This window comes from Stenotrophomonas genospecies 3 (assembly GCF_054473855.1).
Window position 1 is genome coordinate 142,725 of sequence record NZ_JBTMUR010000007.1, and the last position, 18,949, is coordinate 161,673.

The 18,949-nt window shown below is 67.2% G+C and carries 13 protein-coding genes and 3 tRNA genes; 8 read left to right on the forward strand and 8 right to left on the reverse strand.

What is annotated here, in order from left to right; genetic code table 11:
- Positions 1 to 22: 22 nt before the first annotated feature.
- The 3 genes from ACX9OT_RS11315 to ACX9OT_RS11325 form a co-directional block, all read right to left on the reverse strand.
- Positions 23 to 3,049 carry a two-component regulator propeller domain-containing protein gene (locus ACX9OT_RS11315; protein WP_459002114.1) on the reverse strand — a complete coding sequence of 1,009 codons (3,027 nt, stop codon included), beginning with the start codon at positions 3,047 to 3,049 and terminating at the stop codon, positions 23 to 25.
- A 177-nt stretch (positions 3,050 to 3,226) separates the two neighbouring features.
- Positions 3,227 to 4,636: an ATP-binding protein gene (locus ACX9OT_RS11320; protein WP_032127908.1), complete on the reverse strand. Its 1,410-nt coding sequence runs from the start codon at positions 4,634 to 4,636 to the stop codon at positions 3,227 to 3,229.
- Positions 4,637 to 4,642: 6 nt separating this feature from the next.
- Positions 4,643 to 5,371, reverse strand: a complete 729-nt coding sequence (locus ACX9OT_RS11325; protein ID WP_005408779.1) for a response regulator — start codon at positions 5,369 to 5,371, stop codon at positions 4,643 to 4,645.
- A 204-nt stretch (positions 5,372 to 5,575) separates the two neighbouring features.
- On the opposite strand from ACX9OT_RS11325, the gene ACX9OT_RS11330 reads away from it, so the two are divergent.
- From ACX9OT_RS11330 to ACX9OT_RS11340, 3 genes are read left to right on the forward strand one after another with little or no spacing between them, the layout of a single operon-like run.
- The gene (locus ACX9OT_RS11330; protein ID WP_459002116.1) at positions 5,576 to 6,817 is read left to right on the forward strand and encodes an efflux RND transporter periplasmic adaptor subunit; all 1,242 of its coding nucleotides are present in this window, start codon (positions 5,576 to 5,578) and stop codon (positions 6,815 to 6,817) included.
- Entirely contained in the window at positions 6,814 to 8,772 is a 1,959-nt protein-coding gene (locus tag ACX9OT_RS11335; protein WP_459002118.1) for a MacB family efflux pump subunit, read from the forward strand. Before ACX9OT_RS11330 ends, ACX9OT_RS11335 begins: the two co-directional genes overlap by 4 nt.
- On the forward strand, positions 8,769 to 10,208 hold the full coding sequence (locus ACX9OT_RS11340) for a TolC family protein (RefSeq protein WP_071228427.1): 1,440 nt from the start codon (positions 8,769 to 8,771) through the stop codon (positions 10,206 to 10,208). The genes ACX9OT_RS11335 and ACX9OT_RS11340 overlap by 4 nt, the downstream gene beginning before the upstream one ends.
- Before the next feature lie 76 nt (positions 10,209 to 10,284).
- Here the strand turns inward: ACX9OT_RS11340 and rlmB are convergent, their stop codons facing one another.
- From rlmB to rnr, 3 genes are all read right to left on the reverse strand, one after another.
- Positions 10,285 to 11,028: a 23S rRNA (guanosine(2251)-2'-O)-methyltransferase RlmB gene (gene rlmB, locus ACX9OT_RS11345; protein ID WP_005408775.1), complete on the reverse strand. Its 744-nt coding sequence runs from the start codon at positions 11,026 to 11,028 to the stop codon at positions 10,285 to 10,287.
- A gap of 156 nt (positions 11,029 to 11,184) precedes the next feature.
- Positions 11,185 to 11,667 carry a GFA family protein gene (locus ACX9OT_RS11350; RefSeq protein ID WP_071228428.1) on the reverse strand — a complete coding sequence of 161 codons (483 nt, stop codon included), beginning with the start codon at positions 11,665 to 11,667 and terminating at the stop codon, positions 11,185 to 11,187.
- A gap of 94 nt (positions 11,668 to 11,761) precedes the next feature.
- Positions 11,762 to 14,227 carry a ribonuclease R gene (rnr, locus tag ACX9OT_RS11355; RefSeq protein ID WP_459002122.1) on the reverse strand — a complete coding sequence of 822 codons (2,466 nt, stop codon included), beginning with the start codon at positions 14,225 to 14,227 and terminating at the stop codon, positions 11,762 to 11,764.
- 128 nt (positions 14,228 to 14,355) lie between these two features.
- Between rnr and ACX9OT_RS11360 the strand changes: the two genes are divergently transcribed.
- Both ACX9OT_RS11360 and ACX9OT_RS11365 read left to right on the forward strand, forming a co-directional pair.
- A tRNA-Leu gene (locus ACX9OT_RS11360) sits at positions 14,356 to 14,440 on the forward strand.
- Between the two features lie 163 nt (positions 14,441 to 14,603).
- Positions 14,604 to 14,688: transfer RNA gene (locus tag ACX9OT_RS11365), tRNA-Leu, on the forward strand.
- Between the two features lie 78 nt (positions 14,689 to 14,766).
- Here the strand turns inward: ACX9OT_RS11365 and ACX9OT_RS11370 are convergent.
- Positions 14,767 to 15,513: a sulfite exporter TauE/SafE family protein gene (locus tag ACX9OT_RS11370; RefSeq protein WP_459002124.1), complete on the reverse strand. Its 747-nt coding sequence runs from the start codon at positions 15,511 to 15,513 to the stop codon at positions 14,767 to 14,769.
- Positions 15,514 to 15,612: 99 nt separating this feature from the next.
- Between ACX9OT_RS11370 and ACX9OT_RS11375 the strand changes: the two genes are divergently transcribed.
- The 3 genes from ACX9OT_RS11375 (at position 15,613) to ACX9OT_RS11385 (ending at position 17,250) form a co-directional block, all read left to right on the forward strand.
- The gene (locus ACX9OT_RS11375; protein ID WP_459002125.1) at positions 15,613 to 16,512 is read left to right on the forward strand and encodes a LysR family transcriptional regulator; all 900 of its coding nucleotides are present in this window, start codon (positions 15,613 to 15,615) and stop codon (positions 16,510 to 16,512) included.
- Between the two features lie 50 nt (positions 16,513 to 16,562).
- Positions 16,563 to 16,647: transfer RNA gene (locus tag ACX9OT_RS11380), tRNA-Leu, on the forward strand.
- 324 nt (positions 16,648 to 16,971) lie between these two features.
- Entirely contained in the window at positions 16,972 to 17,250 is a 279-nt protein-coding gene (locus ACX9OT_RS11385; RefSeq protein ID WP_049461950.1) for a hypothetical protein, read from the forward strand.
- Between the two features lie 110 nt (positions 17,251 to 17,360).
- Here ACX9OT_RS11385 and emrB read toward each other — a convergent pair whose 3' ends face one another.
- Entirely contained in the window at positions 17,361 to 18,947 is a 1,587-nt protein-coding gene (emrB, locus tag ACX9OT_RS11390) for a multidrug efflux MFS transporter permease subunit EmrB (RefSeq protein WP_459002127.1), read from the reverse strand.
- Positions 18,948 to 18,949: the final 2 nt, after the last annotated feature.

Here is an 18,949-nt window from a genome sequence, read left to right on the forward strand (position 1 = left end):
TCCACGCCATGCGTGGATGCGATCAACCAATGCTCGTTCGGTCGCGGCCGTCGCTCTTGGCGCGGTACAACGCGCGGTCTGCGCGCTGGTACAGCAGTGCCGGGGTGCGGTCGTCGGCATCCAGCTCCACCAGCCCTGCGCTGAAGGTCACGCGCAGTCCGTCCACGCCGGCCCAGTCGGGGTGGTCATGGAACAGGCCGCGCAGGCGCGCGCACAGCTGTGCGGCTTCCTCCAGGCGGGTGTCGTTGAGCAGCAGCGCGAACTCTTCGCCACCAGTCCGCGCCGGCAGGTCCGAATCGCGGCTGGCGGCTGCAATCAACCGCGCCACCTGCACCAGCACCGCATCACCGATGCTGTGGCTGTGGCGGTCGTTGACGTCCTTGAAGTGGTCGATATCCAGCACCACCAGGCACAGCGGATGACCGCTGCGCTGCGAACGGGCGAAGTCACGCGCCAGCGTTTCATCGAAGGCACGGCGGTTGGCCAGGCCAGTCAGTGCATCCTCGCGGGCCTGCCGTTCGAATGCCTCGGCCTGGCGTGCGAGGCGCTCGGCCAGTTCGGTCTTTTCCTGGTTCAGCGCCTGCAGGTGCACGGTCTTGGCCTGCAGGTCGAAGGTCGCCTCGTCCACGCGCCGCGCCAGGCGCAGGTTGCTGGCCTTCAGCTGCTGCAGCAGCAGGCGGTACAGCGCCACCAGCCCGGCCAGCAGCAGCAGTCCACCCAGCACCTGCACGCTGCGTCGCTGCCACCAGAACGGCTCCACGGTGAAGCTCCATACCGCTTCCTGCTGGCCCCAGCTGCCGCTCGGATGGGCAGCGGCCACGTGCAGGGTGTAGTCGCCCGGCGGCAGGCCGACGAACTCCACGCTGCGCTGCGGGCCGCGTTCGACCCACCCCGTATCCAGGCCGTCCAACCGCGTGCGGTAGCGGATCCGATCAGACATCAGGTAGCTCAGGCCGACATAACTCACCGCCAAGCGCCGGCCGCCGGGAATGTAGTTGCGGTCCGGGCCTTCCCAATGCACCGGGGCGCCATCCACCTGCACGCTTTCAATCGCTGCCGGCGGTGAAAGACGCTCGCGGAAACGCTGCAGGCGTTGCGGATCGACGGTGCTCAGGCCTCCGGCGGTGACCACCCAGAACGTGCCGTCCTGGCGCAGGATCGCCGATGGCCCGGAGCTGCCGTTGGCCTGCGCGTTGGCCATGCCGTCAATCTCGTTGTAGCGCTCCACCACCACCCGGGGTGCGCGGCCATCGGCCACGGCGTTGAGGGTGGCCATGTCGGTGCGCAGCACGCCGCGGTTGCTGCTGATCCACACGTTGCCAAGGCGATCCGGCACCAGTTGGAACACCGCATCCACCGGCATGCCCTGCTCCAGCCCCACCCGTGCCAGCGTGCCGTTGCGCCAGCGGTACAGGCCACGGTCGCTGCTGATCCACATCGCGTCACCCAGCTGATGGAAGCCGAACACGCTGCGGCCACCGCCCATCGGCGCGAGGTCGATCGACTGCACGTGGTCGCCGCGCAGGACGCGGATGCCCTCGATGGTGCCGATCCACAGGTTGCCCTGGTGATCGTGCTCAAGCGCGGTGATCAGGCCGCTGGGCATGCCCGCAACGCTTGACACCTGCACGCGGTCACCGTCGATGCGGACCACGCCCTTCTGGGTGCCGGCCCAGACCACACCCTGCGGGTCCACGCTGATCGCGCGGATGTTGCCGCCCGGCATGCCATCGGCGGCGGCATAGTTGTGCCGCAGCCGGCCATCGGGGCCAAGACGGTAGACGCCATCACCGAACGTTCCGACCCACAGGTCACCGTCCGGACCCTGCGCCAGGCTGAGCACCGAAGGTGCCTTGCCGCCGCGGTTGTGCAGCGGCATCGCGCGGAAGCGGCCATCAGCAGCCTGCAGGTCGAGGCCGCTGGCACTGCCGACCCACAGCTGGCGTTCGCGGTCCTCGAACACGGTGCGCACATAGTCGCCACTGAGGCCATCGCGCTCGGTGTAGCTGCTGAACAGTGTTTCGCGCAGGCGGTACAGGCCACCGTTGGCACCCACCCAGATGCTGCCCTCGGCATCCTCGCGCAGGCTGACCACGCGCCCACCCGGCAGGTTCAGGCCCGCCGGCAGGCGCTCCAGGCCATGCGCTGAGATCCGCAGCAGGCCCTGGTTCTCGGTGCCCAGCCACAGGTCACCATGGCGATCCTGCAGCATCGAGGTCAGGTGCAGCTGCCCCGGCAGGCGGTGCATCAGCACCAGCTGATCATCCTCCACCCGGTACAGGCGCTCGCCGGCGACGATCCACAGCGCGCCATCCGGAGCGCGGTACGGCCATGACAGGCCACTGCCGGCGCCCAGCCCCCAAGTCGCTGGCGCGCGCTTGAGCACGCCATCGTTGTCGCGCAGCACCAGTCCATCCAACGTGCCGACCCAGACCCGGTCCTGCGCATCGACCACCAGCTTGGTGAAGCTCATCGCCATCGGCAGGTCGGCGGCCGGAGCCTGGTAGACGATACCGGTGTCCGGCGTCAGATAGCCGATGCCCTTGCCTTCATACAGCAGCCACAAGCGGCCCTGGCTGTCCATCTGCATGGACTGGATCAGGACCTGCGGGGTATCGGCCTGGTGCTCCCAGACACGCCACTGGCCATCGTTGCCGCGATGGCTGACATTGCCCCGCGAATCACTGATCCACAGCCCCCCCTGGCGGTCGACGAACAGCGCGCCGATGCCGTTGTCGCGCAGGCCCGGGCGGGTACTGCGGTCGAACACGGTGAAATCCAGCCCGTTGTAACGCACCAGGCCTTCCCAGGTGGCGAACCAAAGGTGGCCTTCGGGGGTCTGCGCGATGTCGCGCAGCGAGTTGTGCGGCAGGCCGTTGCGCGACGTCCATACATCAATGGCGTAGTCGCGCAGTGGCGGAGCCCCCTCCTGCGCTGCCACCGGCAGTGCAAGGGCCAGCAGCAGCCACAGCAGGCCCTGTCGCAGCCATCGACCGATATCTGATCCGCAGCGCTCCACCCAGCGCCCCATGTCCCCCTGTCCGGCCATCAGTGCAGCGGCGGCGGCCAGGCAGGGCTGCCGGGCCTGGCAGCATGCGGGAACTGCCGGGCAGCGCGGGACGGCATGCCGGCGGGGACGGGCTGGCTCATCGGGGGGGAACTGGGAAGATGCGCAGATGATAGGCCAAACCCGGCCCACGGCGTCACCATCGCCAGCCGCGAAGGCTCAGCCCGCGCGGCCCGGCGGCGTCACCTGTGCACTGGCCGGCCACTGCACTACCGCCTCCAGCCCGCCTTCGACGCGGTTGCGCAGCCACAGCCGCGCCCCGTCTTTCTCAGCCAGGGCGCGGGCGATGGTCAGGCCCAGACCGGCGCCGCCGGTTTCGCGCGAACGCGAGGTTTCCACCCGCACGAACGGGTCGAACACGGCTTCCAGCTGATCCTCGGCCAGGCCCGGGCCGTCATCGGCCACCACCACGGTGATCGCGCCACCACTACGCTCGACCCGTACCCGCACCCGGTAGGCATACATCACCGCGTTGTCCACCAGGTTGGAAAACAGGCGATGCATGGCCAGCGGACGCAACATCAACACCGCTCCGCTGCCACCTTCAAAGACGACATCTCCGCCGCCCTCGGCCGTGTCTTCAACGATGCTCTCCAGCAGCGAATCCAGGTCCAGTGCGGCGCGCTGCTCGGCGCTCTCCGCGCTGCGCGCCAGCTCCAGGCCTTCGCGCACCAACGCCTGCATCGCGGCCAGATCGCCGATCAGGCGCTCGCGCAGCACCTCGTCGCTGACATTCTCCAGGCGCAGGCGCAGCCGGGTCAGCGGGGTCTGCAGGTCATGGGTGATCGCCGCCAGCATCTGCGTGCGCTCGGCCAGGTGCCGCTGCAGGCGATGCTGCATGGCGTTGAAGGCTTCGGCGGCACGCTGCACTTCGCGCGGGCCGCGCAGCGGCAGTGGATCGCGCTGCAGGTCGTCGCCCAGGTCTTCGGCGGCTGCGGCCAGTTCCTGCAGCGGCGCGCTGGCCATGCGCGCGACGATATAGGCCAGCACCGCGATCGCCAGCACCAGCAGGGTCAGGAACCACGGGTCCACGGCGAGGATGCCGTTGTGTGCCACCGCCGGCGAATCCAGCGCCAGCTTCAGCAGCGTGCCGTCGTTGAGGGTCACGTCGACCGCACGGCATTTGGGCGGGATGAACGCCGGATCACGTTCGCGCGGATGCTTGCGATGCCCCGGTGGCGGCGGGGGCAGCAGGTCCTGCAGCTTGGGAATGCAGGAGCGGAACGAAGCGAAGTGCACATGCGCGCGTGCGACCGGCCCGGGCCGGTCATCGAGTACTTCCATCAACGCGGTATCGGCCCGCCCCAGGCGTGCGCCGGGTTGCAGCGCACGCACGCTCGGCCCACCGATTTCGAGCAGGCGCTCGCGCAGTTCGGGGTTGCCGTCGAGCAGGTTGACGTAGCCTTGGAGGCGGTCGGCGATGCGGTTCAGGTTCTGCCGCTCGAACTCCTGCTGGCGCTTGGAGGTGGCCAGCATGGTCGCGCCGATCGCGGCCACGCTCATGCCCAGCAGCAGGATCACGAACAACCGCCCGACCATCGAGGACAGGAAATGGCGCAGGCGCTTCATCGCGGCTTATTCCAGGTTCACCGAGGAGGCCAGTACATAGCCTTCGTTGCGAACGGTCTTGATCAGTCCGTCCGGGCCACCGTCGTCACCCAGCTTGTTGCGCAGCCGGCTGACCTGCAGATCAATGGCGCGGTCCTGTGCCTCGTAGTTGCGGCCGCTGCTGAGCGCGACCAGCTGCTCGCGCGACAGCACCTTGTTGGCGTGGGCGATGAACACCCGCAGCAGGCGGAACTCGGCGCCGGACAGCACCACCACGCGATCGTCCGGGTCCACCAGGTGGCGATGCTCCAGATCGAACACCCAGCGCGAAAAGCGCGCACGGCGCACCGCCAGCGGCTCCAGGTTCGCCGGCAGCGCCTCGGTCCGGCGCAGCACGTTGCGTATGCGTGCCAGCAGCTCGCGCGGTTCGAACGGCTTGGCCAGGTAGTCGTCGGCGCCCATTTCCAGGCCCAGCACGCGGTCGATCGGCTCGGCACGCGCGGTCAGCATGATCACCGGTGTGTTCGAGCGCGCGCGCAGGTCGCGGCACAGGGTCAGGCCATCCTCGCGCGGCAGGTTGAGGTCGAGCACGATCAGGTCCACGTGTTCGCGGTCCAGCAGCTGGCGCATGGCGGTGCCGTCTGCGGCCGTGCTCACCTGGTAGCCGGCCCGGCCGAGCTGTTCGGCCAGCAGGGTGCGGATGTCGTTGTCGTCGTCGACGATCAGCAGTCGATGCATCGTGTTTTCAGTCTCCATGTCGCGATCATCCCGTGTCGGCAGCTGAACCGCATCCGGGGCAATGCGTACCAGTGTATCCAGCCATGGGCGGGATACCTGTGGTTACGCGTATTCACCGACAGTGTTACATAGAGACATACCCCGAGGATTGAGCCGCCCATCGCCCGGTCTTCACAATGCCCACCAACGCCGCCACCGCGGCCCCGAGAGTGAAGCCACGACGTGACGTTCCGCCTGCTGCCCGCGACCCGCCGGGGTCGCCTGATACTGATCGCCCTGCTCGCCCTTGCCGTTGCCGCAGCCGCCTGGTGGCTGCTGCGCAAGCCCGCCGCCCCGGCGGTGGCGACCACGCCCGTCAGCCGTGGTGACATCGAGCAGACGGTGGACGCCACCGGCGTGATCGACGCCTACAAGCTGGTCAGCGTCGGTGCCCAGGCCTCGGGCCAGATCAAATCGCTGAAGGTGCAGCTGGGCGACACCGTGAAGGAAGGCGACCTGATCGCCGAGATCGACGCCACCACCCAGCAGAACCAGGTGCTCAATGCGCAGGCCTCGCTGGACCAGGTCACCGCCCAGCGCGCCGTGCAGCAGGCCACCCTGCGCCAGGCCGAACTGGAATTCGCGCGCCAGCAGCAGATGCTGGCCGCCGAGGCCACCTCGCGCCAGGAATACGATGCCGCCGAGGCGCAGCTGAAGACCGCCCGCGCCCAGCTGCAGTCCTACGAGGCGCAGATCAAGGGCCGCGAAACCGAGCTGGGCACCGCCCGCGCCAACCTGGCCTACACCCGCATTACCGCGCCGATGGACGGCACCGTGGTGGCGGTGGTGGCCGAGGAAGGTCGCACCGTGAACGCCAACCAGACCGCACCGACCATCGTCATGCTGGCACGGCTGGACGTGGTCACGGTCAATGCCGAGATCTCCGAGGCCGACGTGGTCAAGATCAAGGCCGGCATGCCGGTGTACTTCACCACGCTGGGCGATCCGGACCGCAAGTACCACGCCACGCTGCGCCAGATCAATCCGGCGCCGGCCTCGATCGCCAACGAGAGTTCGTCCAGTTCCAGCAGTTCGTCCAGTTCCAGTTCCAGCAGCGCGGTCTACTACAACGCGTTGTTCGACGTGGAGAATCCGGATGGCACCCTGCGCATCGACATGACCGCGCAGGTGTCGGTACTGCTGAAGCAGGCCAAGGGCGTGCTGATGGTGCCGGCGGTGGCACTGGGGCCGAAGCGCCGTGGCGACGAGCGCATGGTGCGGGTGCTGGACGACAAGGGCCAGCCGCAGCCGCGCAAGGTAACCGTGGGCATCAACAACGGCGCCTCGGCCCAGATCCTGTCGGGACTGAAGGAAGGCGAGCGCGTGGTGGTCGGCGAAGCCGGTGCGGCCGGTGCCAGCGCCGGCGGCGGCAACCGCGGCGGCATGCAGATGCGGGTCGGCGGCCCGGGCATGGGGCGCCGATGAGCACGACGGCGCCGCTGCTGCGCCTGCGTGACCTGCGACGCGAATTCCCGGCCGGCGACGATGTGATCGCCGTGCTGCGCGACGTCAACCTCGACCTCCACGCCGGTGAGATGGTGGCCATCGTCGGCCAGTCCGGCTCAGGCAAGTCGACGCTGATGAACATCCTCGGCTGCCTCGATCGCCCCACCCGTGGCAGCTACCAGGTGGCCGGCCGCGAAACCGGGAAGATGGAGCCGGACGAGCTGGCCAAACTGCGCCGCGAGCATTTCGGCTTCATCTTCCAGCGCTACCACCTGTTGGGCGACCTCGATGCGCGCGGCAACGTGGAAGTGCCGGCGGTGTACGCCGGCAGCCCCGGCCCGGTGCGCAACGCGCGTGCCGAACAGCTGCTGCAGCGGCTGGGCCTGAGCGACCGCATGCACCACAAGCCGGGCCAGCTGTCCGGCGGCCAGCAGCAGCGCGTGTCGATCGCCCGTGCCCTGATGAACGGCGGCGAGGTGATCCTGGCCGACGAACCGACCGGCGCGCTGGACACGAAATCCGGCGAGGAAGTGATGGCGATCCTCGGCGAGCTGCACGCCGAAGGCCACACCATCATCATCGTCACCCACGACATGAGCGTGGCCGAACACGCGCAGCGGATCATCGAGATCCGCGACGGCGAGATCATCGCCGACCGCGCCAACCCGAATGCACCGACCTACCGCGCGCAGCGCGAGGCCAGCACCGGCGTCGCCCGCGGCAACAGCTGGCGGGCCGCGCGCGACCGCTTCACCGAAGCATTCCGCATGGCGTTGCTGGCGATGAATGCACATCGGCTGCGCACCTTCCTGACCATGCTCGGCATCATCATCGGCATCGCCTCGGTGGTCTCGGTGGTGGCGCTGGGCAATGGCTCGCAGCAGCAGATCCTGCAGAACATCAGCGCGCTCGGCACCAACACCATCGATGTCTACCCCGGCCGTGGTTTCGGAGACATGCGCTCGGCCCGTGTGCAGACGCTCAAAGCCAGTGATGCCGATGCGCTGGCCCGGCAGAGCTACGTCGACAGCTCCACGCCCAGCGTGTCGACCTCGGTCACCGCGCGTTACCGCAACCAGTCCTCCACCGCCCAGGTCAGCGGCGTCGGCGAGCAGTTCTTCCGGGTCAAGGGCGTGACCCTGCTCAGCGGCAGCTTCTTCGATGCCGATGCGGTGAAGGGCCTCGGCCAGGTGGCGGTGATCGACGAGAACACCCAGACCCAGTTCTTCCCCGATGTCGATCCGATCGGCCAGGTGATCCTGCTCGGCAATGTGCCGGCACGCGTGGTCGGCGTGGCCAAGCGCCAGAGTTTCGGTTTCGGCGGCAGCACCAGCCTCAGCGTGTGGCTGCCGTACACCACGGTGATGTCGCGCATGCTCGGCCAGAGCCACGTGTCCAGCATCACCGTGCGCGTGGACGACGCCACGCCGATGGATGCGGCACAGGAAGCGATCACCCGCCTGTTGACGATGCGCCATGGCACCGAGGACTTCTTCCTCAGCAACAGCGCCGAGATCCGCCAGACCATCGAGCAGACCACGCGCACGATGACCCTGCTGATCGGCGCCATCGCCGCCATCGCACTGCTGGTCGGTGGTATCGGTGTGATGAACATCATGCTGGTTTCGGTGACCGAGCGTACCCGCGAGATCGGCGTGCGCATGGCCGTCGGTGCACGGCAGAGTGATATCCGCCAGCAGTTCCTGATCGAGGCGGTGCTGGTGTGCCTGCTCGGCGGCGTGCTCGGCATCGGCCTGGCCCTGCTGCTGGGCTCGATGATCGGCCGCTTCGCCAGCGACTTCCAGGTGCTGTTCTCCACCGCCTCGATCGTCGCCGCCTTCGCCTGCTCGACCCTGATCGGCGTTGCGTTCGGCTTCCTGCCCGCGCGTAACGCCGCGCAGCTCGACCCAGTGGAGGCCCTGGCCCGCGAATGAAGATGATGACCCGACTGCCCTTCCCTGCCCCCTCGCGCCTGTTGCTGGCGGGCGCTGTACTGCTCGCCCTGTCCGGCTGCGCATCGATGGGCCGCTATCCGGTGCAGGCCCCCGACGTGGCGGCGACCTACGGTCGTGGCGACGCCGCCCTCAATGCGCCCGCCGACGATCCGCGCAGCAGCCTGGATACTCCGGGCCGCGACATCCGCCAGGACACCTGGTGGACCGGTTTCGGCGATGAACGTCTCGACCGTCTGGTGGCGCAGGCGCTGGCCGCCAACAGCGATCTTGCCGCCGCTGGCCTGGCCGTGCAGCGTTCGCGCCTGCAGGCCGGCCTGGCCAGCAACGCGTTGTGGCCGCAGCCTTCGTCTTCAGGTGTGAGTGGTAGCGCCAGCCGCGCCACCGACCAGGCCGACGACTGGCGCCGCAGCTATTCCACCGGCGTCTCGCTGGGCTGGGAAGTGGACCTGTGGGGCCGCCTGCGCACCCAGCGCGACATCGCCCGCTGGGAAGCCGAGGCCAGCGAGGAAGACCGGCAGAACACCGCGCTGCTGGTGATCAGCGACACCATCAACCAATACTGGAACCTGGCCTATCTCAACCAATCCATCGCCACCGGCCAGGCCAACCTGGAGCGGCTGGAACGTACCCGCGAACTGGTCCAGGCCCGCTTCGACGCCGGTGCGGTATCGCGCCTGGAAGTACGCCAGGCACTGCAGAACCTGCAGTCGCAGCGTTCCTCGCAGAGTGCGCTGGAACAGCAGCGGGTGGAGGCGCGCAATGCACTGACCGTGCTGCTGGACGGCACGCCCTGGCCGCAGCAGGACGAACCGCAGGACCTGCTCGGCGCACGCAGCCCCAGCATCGCGGAGGGCCTGCCGACCGACCTGCTCGGTCGCCGTCCCGACCTGCGCGCGGCCGAACTGCGCCTGCGCAACAGCCTGAAGACCATCAAGGTGACCGCTACCCAGTACTACCCGGCGCTGAGCCTGACCGGCAGCCTCGGCTCCAGTGCAACGTCGCTGGGTGACGTGCTGCGCAACCCGGTGGCCACGCTGGGCGCCGGCCTGTCGCTTCCGTTCCTCAACCTGCAGCGCGCGCAGCTGGATACCGATATCGCCGGCACCGCCTACCAGATCGCCGCGACCAATTTCCGCAAGACGCTGTATACCGCGCTCTCGGAAGTGGACAACGCGCTGTCGGCACGCGAGCAGCTGGCGCGCCAGGTGGCGGCCTCGCAGGCTTCGTACGACGAAGCGGTGGAAGTGGAACGGGCGCAGGAAGTGCGCTACCGCGTGGGTGCCACCGACCTGCGCACCTGGCTGGAAGCGCAGCAGACCCGGCGCGATGCCGAGCTGTCGCTGGCGCGCGTGCGCCAGGGCCAGCTGAACAACGACGTCACCTTGTTCAAGGCACTGGGCGGCAGCGCGGGGTGAGGCGGCAAGAGCGCCAACCAAGGTTGGCGACTACCTGGTGGGTGTCGACCTTGGTCGACACAGCCGCTGCTGCCGATCAACCGCGCTGGCGCACGGCCTCGAACAGGCTGACACCGGCCGCGACGGAGACGTTCAGGCTCTCGATCTCGCCCGGCATCGGGATCTTGACCAGGCCATCGCAGTTCTCGCGGGTCAGGCGGCGCAGGCCATCGGCTTCACCGCCCAGCACCAGGGCGATGTTGCCCTTCAGGTCCAGCTGGTACAGCGAGGCGGTGGCTTCGCCGGCCAGGCCGTAGATCCACACGCCCTGCTTCTGCAGGTCCTTCAGGCAGCGCGACAGGTTGGTCACCGCCACCACCGGGATCAGATCGGCGGCACCCGCCGAGGTCTTGCGTACGGTGGCATTGACCGTGGCCGACTTGTCCTTGGGGATGATCACGGCAGTCGCGCCGGCGGCAGCGGCCGAGCGCAGGCAGGCGCCCAGGTTGTGCGGGTCCTGCACCTCGTCCAGCACCAGCAGCAGGGCCTTGCCCTCGGCTGCAGTGACCAGGCCTTCCAGCTCGTTCTCGCTGTAGGTGCGGGCGGCGGCATAGCGCGCGGCCACGCCCTGGTGGCGTACCGAACCGCCGACACCGTCCAGCGCCTGGCTGTTCACCTTGCGCACGTCGATGCCCTTGCGGCGGGCGTTTTCCTCGATCTCGGTCAGGCGCGGGTTCTTCGCACCGGCCTCGACCAGCACTTCGCGGACGTTCTCGGCGTCGTTCTCGATGGAGGAGGCGACGGCGTTGACGCCGACAATCCACTGGCTGTTCTTGCTCATGCGGGCGGGGACCGGAAAGGGGGTGGCTATGGTAGAGCATCGGCGGGCCGGGCGCTGCGGCCGGCCCTCTGTAGCGCCGAGCCCATGCTCGGCGGGCGGCGGCCGATGAAGCCTGAACCCAGAGCAGCCGAGCGTGGGCTCGGCGCTACAGGTGGCTTATCGGCTGCGCGGCGGCCAGTGCGGGGTGTCGTGGTCCGGATGCTGGTGGGACACGATGGTGGCCAGGAAATCCAGCGCCGCGATGTCTTCCTCGGTGCGCCGCGCCGGCAGGCTGGCCAGGCTGTCGACGAAGGGCAGCTTGCGTTCGACTCCGTACTGGATGGTCGGTGGCAGGCGTTCGGGTTGGTCAAAGGCACCAGCGGCCACGGCCACGCCGTCGGGGGCTTCATAGGTCAACGGGGTACCGCAGTCGGCGCAGAAGCCACGCCGCACCACGTTGGACGACTGGAAATAGCGCGGCTGGCCGCGGGTCCAGCTGAACTGCACGCCGCGCACCGACACCAGTGGCGCATAGTAGGCACCGAAGGCCTTCTGGCACATCCGGCAATGGCAGATCGAGCTGTCGGTCAGCTCGCCTCGCGCCTGGAAGCGGATCGCGCCGCACTGGCAGCCGCCGCTGTATTCGGGTTGGCCCTGCATGCGATGTCTCCTGGTAGTGCCGGCCGCTGGCCGGCAACCCGTCGGTGCCGAGGGTGCCATGGATGCCGGCCAGCGGCCGGCACTACCACGGTCATCAGTATTTCTCTTTCTTCCGCTTGGCCGGCTTGCCACGCTCGGGCAGCGGCGGCAGGCCATCGCCTTCATCCTCACCCTTGTGCTCGACCAAGCGGAAGTCGATCTTGCGCTCTTCCATGCTGGCCTTCAGCACCAGGATGCGCACGCGATCACCCAGCCGGTAGCTGCTGCCACGGCGCTCGCCGGTCAGCGTCTTGCGGGTCGCGTCGAACTTGTAATAGTCCTGCGGCAGCTGGGTCACATGGACCAGGCCCTGCACCTTCGACTCGTCCAGCTCCACGAACAGGCCGAAGCTGGTCACGCCACTGATCACGCCATCGAACTGGCCGCCCACGTGCTTTTCCATCCACGCGGCGCGGTAGCGCTCGTCGACCTCGCGCTCGGCCTCATCGGCACGGCGCTCACGCTCGGAGCACTGCAGCGCCAGCGCAGCCATCTCGCGTGCGTTGTAGGTGAACTTGTCCAGCGGCTTGCCGGACAACGCGTGCTTGATCGCGCGGTGCACCAGCAGGTCAGGGTAGCGACGGATCGGCGAGGTGAAGTGCGCGTACGCCTCCAGCGCCAGGCCGAAGTGACCGTGATTCTCCGGGCTGTAGATCGCCAGACTCTGGCTGCGCAGCAGCACCGATTCCAGCAGCGTGGCATCGGGGCGGTCGCGGATCTTCTTCAGCAGCTTGGTGTAGTCACCCGGGCGCACCTTCGACCACGGCGGCAGGCTCAGCTTGAACTCCTTGAGGAATTCCAGCAGGTCGGCGTACTTGGTTTCCGGCGGCTTCTCGTGGATGCGGTACGGCGCCGGCACATGGCGCGACAGCAGGTACCTGGCCGCCTCGACGTTGGCCGCGATCATGCACTCCTCGATCAGCTTGTGCGCGTCGTTGCGCACCAGCATGCCGGCCTGGGTCACTTCACCGCGGTTGTCCAGCACGAAGCGCACTTCACTGCTTTCGAACTCGATGGCACCGCGCTTGGCACGTGCCTTGGACAGCACCTTGTACAGCTGGTGCAGGCGCTGCACCTGCGGCAGCAGGTCGCCCATCCAGGCCTTGGTATCGGCATCGTCCTCGCCCACCGCCTTCCACACCTGGGTGTAGGTCAGGCGCGCATGCGAGTTCATCACCGCCTCGTAGAAGCGCGAATGCGTGACCAGGCCATCGCGGTCGATCTGCATGTCGCAGACAAAGCACATGCGGTCGACCTTCGGCATCAGCGAGCAGATGCCGTTGGACAGCGTCTCCGGCAGCATCGGCACCACGAAGCCCGGGAAGTACACCGAGGTGGCGCGCTTCTGCGCCTCCTCATCCAGCGGCGTGCCGGGGCGCACGTAATTCGAGACATCGGCGATCGCCACCACCAGGCGGAAACCCTCGGCATTCGGCTCGCAGTACACCGCGTCGTCGAAGTCCTTGGCATCCTCGCCGTCGATGGTGACCAGCGGCGTGCTGCGCAGGTCGACGCGGTCGCCGATCATTGCGGGCTCGACCACCAGCGGCACCGAGGCCGCTTCGTCCAGCACCTCCTGCGGGAACTCGAACGGCAGCTCGTGGCCGTGGATGGCGGTCTCCACCACCAGCGACGCGGTCAGCTTGTCGCCGAGCACGGCGATGATGCGGCCGATCGGCGGACGGCGGCTGTCCGGCGCCTGGGTCAGTTCGCAGACCACCAGCTGGCCGTCGCGTGCACCACCGGTCTGGTCCGGCGGCACCTGCACGTTGCGCTGCACGCGCTTGTCGTCGGGCACCACATAGTTGATGCCCATTTCGATGCTGAAGCGGCCGATCAGGCGGGTCATGCCGCGTTCGAGCACGCGGGCGATGCTGCCTTCGCGACGGCCACGGTGATCGATGCCGGTCACGCGGGCCAACACCTTGTCGCCGTGCATCACCTTGCGCATCTCATACGGCGGCAGGAACAGGTCGTCGCCGCCTTCGACCGGGCGCAGGAAGCCGAACCCTTCCGGGTTGGCGATCACCACGCCAGTGACCAGGTTCAGGCTCTGGATCGGGGCGAAACCGCCGCGACGGTTCTGCACCAACTGGCCGTCGCGGACCATGGCACCGAGCCGGCGCGACAGCGCCTCGGCCCGATCCGGCGCGGTCAAGCCCAGGCGCGCGCCCAGTTCTTCAGCGGTCTGCGGCCCTTCGCAGCGCTCCAGCAGGGCCAGGATGGCCTCGCGGCTGGCGATGGGCTGTTCGTACTTCTCGGCTTCGCGGGCGGCATAGGGATCGTCGATCACCTTGCCGGTCGGCGGCAGCTTGCGGCCCGGGGCCGGGCCCGGAGCGGCGGCATCGGCGCTGCGGACCTTGCGACCACGCGGTGGTGCGCCGCCTTCATTCAATTCGGGGAACCAGCCCGGCAACGGCTTCCCCGGCTTGGTGGTGCGGGCCGTGCCCGCCTTGGCGCCCTTCTTCGGGGCCTGGCTGCGGGAGGTGCTCCCGCCCTTGCTTGGTTTTTTGGTAGTCATCGCCCTACATGGTAGCCGCTGACGGCGTGCAGAACGGGTCAGCGGCTGTCTTGAAGGCCTTGCATGAAAAATATTCAGGAAGTCGTTGACAGCCTGCGGATTCATCTTCACAATTGCGCCTCTGGAACGCCCAGGTGGCGGAATTGGTAGACGCACTAGTTTCAGGTACTAGCGGGTAAAACCGTGGAGGTTCGAGTCCTCTCCTGGGCACCAACGAAAAAATTCCTCGCTTCGGCGGGGATTTTTTTTGCCTGTAATCCGGCCCTGAGGCTCGACTCTTTCTCCTCCAGGAAGGAACTCCGACCCGGTATCGGCAATGATCTTCACAAGGGTGTTGACACCCCCGTAACAACACTCCATAATCTCGCTCCTCGACGCCCAGGTGGCGGAATTGGTAGACGCACTAGTTTCAGGTACTAGCGGGTAAAACCGTGGAGGTTCGAGTCCTCTCCTGGGCACCACGTCGAGAATGAGAAAAACCCGCGAAAGCGGGTTTTTTCATGCCCGTGATTCGGCATCGCCGCGACCGGCGGCCGGCATCACAACAGCGGCCGCAGCACCAGCTCCAGCCCGAGCAGCAGCAGGAAACCCAGGAAACAGGCGCGGAACACCCGCGCACTGATGCGCTGCCGGATCACCTGCCCCAGCCACATGCCCAGCAATGCCGGCAGCACCGCCAGCGTACTCAGCCCCAGCTGCTGGATGCCGAATGCGCCGTGCAGTACCAGGCCAGTGGTCAGCGAAATCGTCGACACAGTGAACGCCAGCCCCAGCGCCTGCACCAGCTCCTCGCGCTGCAACCCCAGCGACTGCAGGTACGGCACCGCCGGCATCACGAACACGCCGGTGGCGCCGGTCACCACACCCGACAACGCCCCCACCAGCGGCCCCAGCCATCGCTCGCGCCGCTGCGGTACGCGGAACACCGGCGCGAGCAGGGCATAGGCCGCATAAACCACCAGCGCAACGCCCAGCGCAACACGCGACCAGGTGCGATCGACCCGCACCAGCAGCGCTGCCGAACCCAGTGTCACCACCACCACGGCCAGCATCATCGGCCACAGGCGCCGCACGATGTGGCCCAGTGAGGGGCCGGACAACAGCTGCCACGCATTGGTGACGAAGGTGGGGATGAACAGCATCGATGCCGCCGCCACCGGCGACAGCGCGCCACCGAGCAGACCCATCGCCACTGTCGGCAACCCCATGCCGGTCACGCCCTTGACCACACCGGCCAGCGCGAACACCACCACCAGCAGCACGTAGAAGTACATCGATTCATTCATGCCTTCATTGGATCGGCCGGCCGCTCGGCGCACAATGCGGTCTTCCCGGCCTCGCCTTCGGCTGATCCGAAGGCGCAGGCGTTGCGATGAGGGCATCACATGCGGATGGATATCGCCGACCTGCGCCTGTTCCTGGCCATTGCCGAGGCGGGCAGCATCACGGCCGGTGCCGCGCAGGCAAACCTGGCACTGGGCTCAGCCAGTGAGCGCCTGCGCACGATCGAAGCCGATGCCGGTACCCCGCTGTTGAACCGGCACCCACGCGGCGTCAGCCTGACCGAAGCCGGTGCCGCGCTCGCCCACCATGCACGCTTGATCCTGCAGCAGCAGGCACAGCTGCGCGGTGAACTGCAGGCGTTCGCGCACGGTGCGCGCGGCACCCTGCATCTGTATGCCAACACCGCAGCGCTGACCAACTACCTGCCCTCTCGGCTGGCACCGTGGCTGGCCGAACGCCCGCGCCTGCACGTGGAACTGCTGGAGCGCACCAGCCCTGAAGTCGTGCGTGCGATCAGTGCTGGCCAGGCCGAGGCCGGCATCATCAGCGATGCGGTCGACGCTGCCGGCCTGCAGCAGCATGTGGTCACCGAAGATCCACTGGTGATGCTGCTGCCCGCAGACCACCGATTCGCATCGCAGCGCAGCGTGACCTTCACCGATGTTGCCGGCGAGACCTTCGTCGCACTGGCCGATGGCAATGCACTGCAGACCTACATCGAGGACCAGGCGCGCGACATCGGGCGCCGCCTGGACGTACGCATCCGCATGAAGACCTTCGAAGGCGTATGCATCATGGTCGGCCACGGCATTGGTGTCGGCATCGTGCCGCGGACCATCGCCCGCCAGCATCGGCGCAGCACGCATACCGTCGCCGTACCGCTCGCCGATGCATGGGCACAGCGCCGCCTGTGCGCCTGTTTTGCCGAGTGGGCGCAGTTGTCATCGGCAATGCGCAGCCTGCTGCTTCACCTGGGCGTGCAGCCGCAGAAAAAGGTGTGAAATGTTGTTGACACATCCTCTGCCGTACCGCACAATTCATCTCCTGAGTCGCCCAGGTGGCGGAATTGGTAGACGCACTAGTTTCAGGTACTAGCGGGTAAAACCGTGGAGGTTCGAGTCCTCTCCTGGGCACCATGACTCAAGATGATCAAACCCGCGAAAGCGGGTTTTTTCGTTTCCGGGGTTTGGCGAGCCTGGCATCGCATCTACCGCTGGAACTGTCGTATCTAGCACCACCCGGCAGTCGCCTGCTGCTGCATACCGCCTCCCGGCGCGTCGTTACCAGACCTTGAACGGCCTCCTTTTGGGGCGCATTTCACTTTAGCCGTTCAATTCGTACTTTTCCTAGTCGAGATTTACCCGATTCCTTTTCGGTGGAAGGCAGATTTACAGAAGCCGGTTGCAGGTGTATCGCCACGACCTGACCAGCGCCCTCCCCCTTCCCCAAAGGACGCACCCATGCAGCGCAGCATCATCTGCCCTCACTGCCATACCGGCTCGAACCACGGCGTACGCGTATGCGTGGGATGCCAGGCCGAGGTCCACTACGGCGCATCGAAGGAGGCCGTAATGCTGGTCTTTGTTGCCGCCATCATCTGCGGCGCACTGGTCGGCAGCCGATTGCAGGCCACTGCTGGCTGGCTCACATGCGGCGCCGTACTTGTGGCGGGAATGTGGGCCATCACCCGATTGTTCTGCGATCGGGTGGTGTTCAAGCGCGTCTATCGCACGCGCTGAACCTGCGCCGCGGCACGATCCCAACGGCAGGGCCCGTGCGACCCGCGGTGCACAAACAAAAACCCCGCCTTGCGGCGGGGTCAAAATACAGCACGTGTTTCCAGGGAGTTTCAGTGTCCGCCACCGGCGGCCGCACCTGCGCCTGCGCCAAACGGCGGCTTGGCCAGCCACAGGAACGCGATGATCGCCAGGAAGATCCAGCCCAGCAGGAAGAAGATGTCGTTGAAGCCCATCTGCGATGCTTGGTGGTTGATCATGTTGTTCAGTACCGCTGCGCCATGTTGCAGGTCGCCCTGCCCCATCGCTGTCACCTGGTCCTGCATGCCCGGCTGATAGACCGAGATGTGCTCGGTCAGGTCGGCATGGTGCACCTGGGTGCGCCGCGCCCACAGCCACGTCGTCAGCGACGCCGCGAAACTGCCGCCCAGCGTACGCAGGAAGGTGGCCAGGCCTGAGCCCGCCGCGATCTCGCGCCCATCCAGGTCCGACAGCAGGATCTGCAGCACCGGCATGAAGAACAGCGCGACGCCGATGCCCATGATCAGCTGCACGCCCGCCACATGGTTGTAGTCCACCTGCAGGTTGAAGTTCGAACGCAGGAAGCTGGTCATCGACAACACAATGAACGCAATCGTAGCCAGCATGCGCATGTCGAAGCGCGATGCATACTTGCCCACGAACGGGGTCATGATCACCGGCAGGATGCCGATCGGCGCTGTCGCCAGGCCCGCCCAGATCGCGGTGTAGCCCATGTCACGCTGCAACCACTGTGGAATCAGCAACGCCACGCTGAAGAACGCCGCGTAGGCCACCACCATCGCCAGCGTACCGGCGCGGAAGTTGCGATGCCGGAACAGCTTCAGGTCGACAATCGGATCCTTGTCGGTCAGTTCCCAGATCAGGAACACCGTCAGCGTGACCACGGCCACGCACGCCAGCACCACGATCTTCATGGACGAGAACCAGTCCTCGTCGTTGCCCAGGTCGAGCACCAGCTGCAGCGCACCGACACCGATCACCAGGGTGACCAGGCCGACGTAGTCCATCTTCGGCTTCTCGATGTGCTCCGGGCGCCCCTTCAGCTGGTTGCCCACAACGAGCGCAGCGAAGATGCCCAGCGGCACATTGATCAGGAAGATCCATTCCCAGCTGTAGTTGTCGGTGATCCAGCCACCGAGAATGGGTCCGCAGATCGGCGCCACCACCGTGATCATCGCCAGCAGCGCCAGTGCCTGCCCGCGTTTCTCCCGTGGATAGATCGAGACCAGCAGCGACTGCGTGATCGGGTACATCGGGCCGGCCACGAAACCCTGCAGCGCACGCGACAGCACCAGCATGCCCATGCTCTGCGCCAGGCCGCACAGCAGCGAGGTGATGACGAAGGCCAGCGTGGCCCAGACGAACAGCTTGCGTTCGCCGAAGCGGCGGCTGAGCCAGCCGGTCAGCGGCAGCGCGATGGCTGTGCTGACCGCGAACGAGGTGATGACCCAGGTCGCCTGCTGCGAACTGGCGCCGAGGTTACCGGCGATGGTCGGCAGCGAGACGTTGGCGATGGTGGTGTCGAGCACCTGCATGAACGACGCCATCGCCAGGCCGACGGTGCACAGGGCGACGCTGGGCGGCAGGAACCCGGAGGCCGTACCCGGCGCCGCCGGGGCGCCCGGAGCACCGGGCGCGGCTGGAGCTTGTGCGGACATGG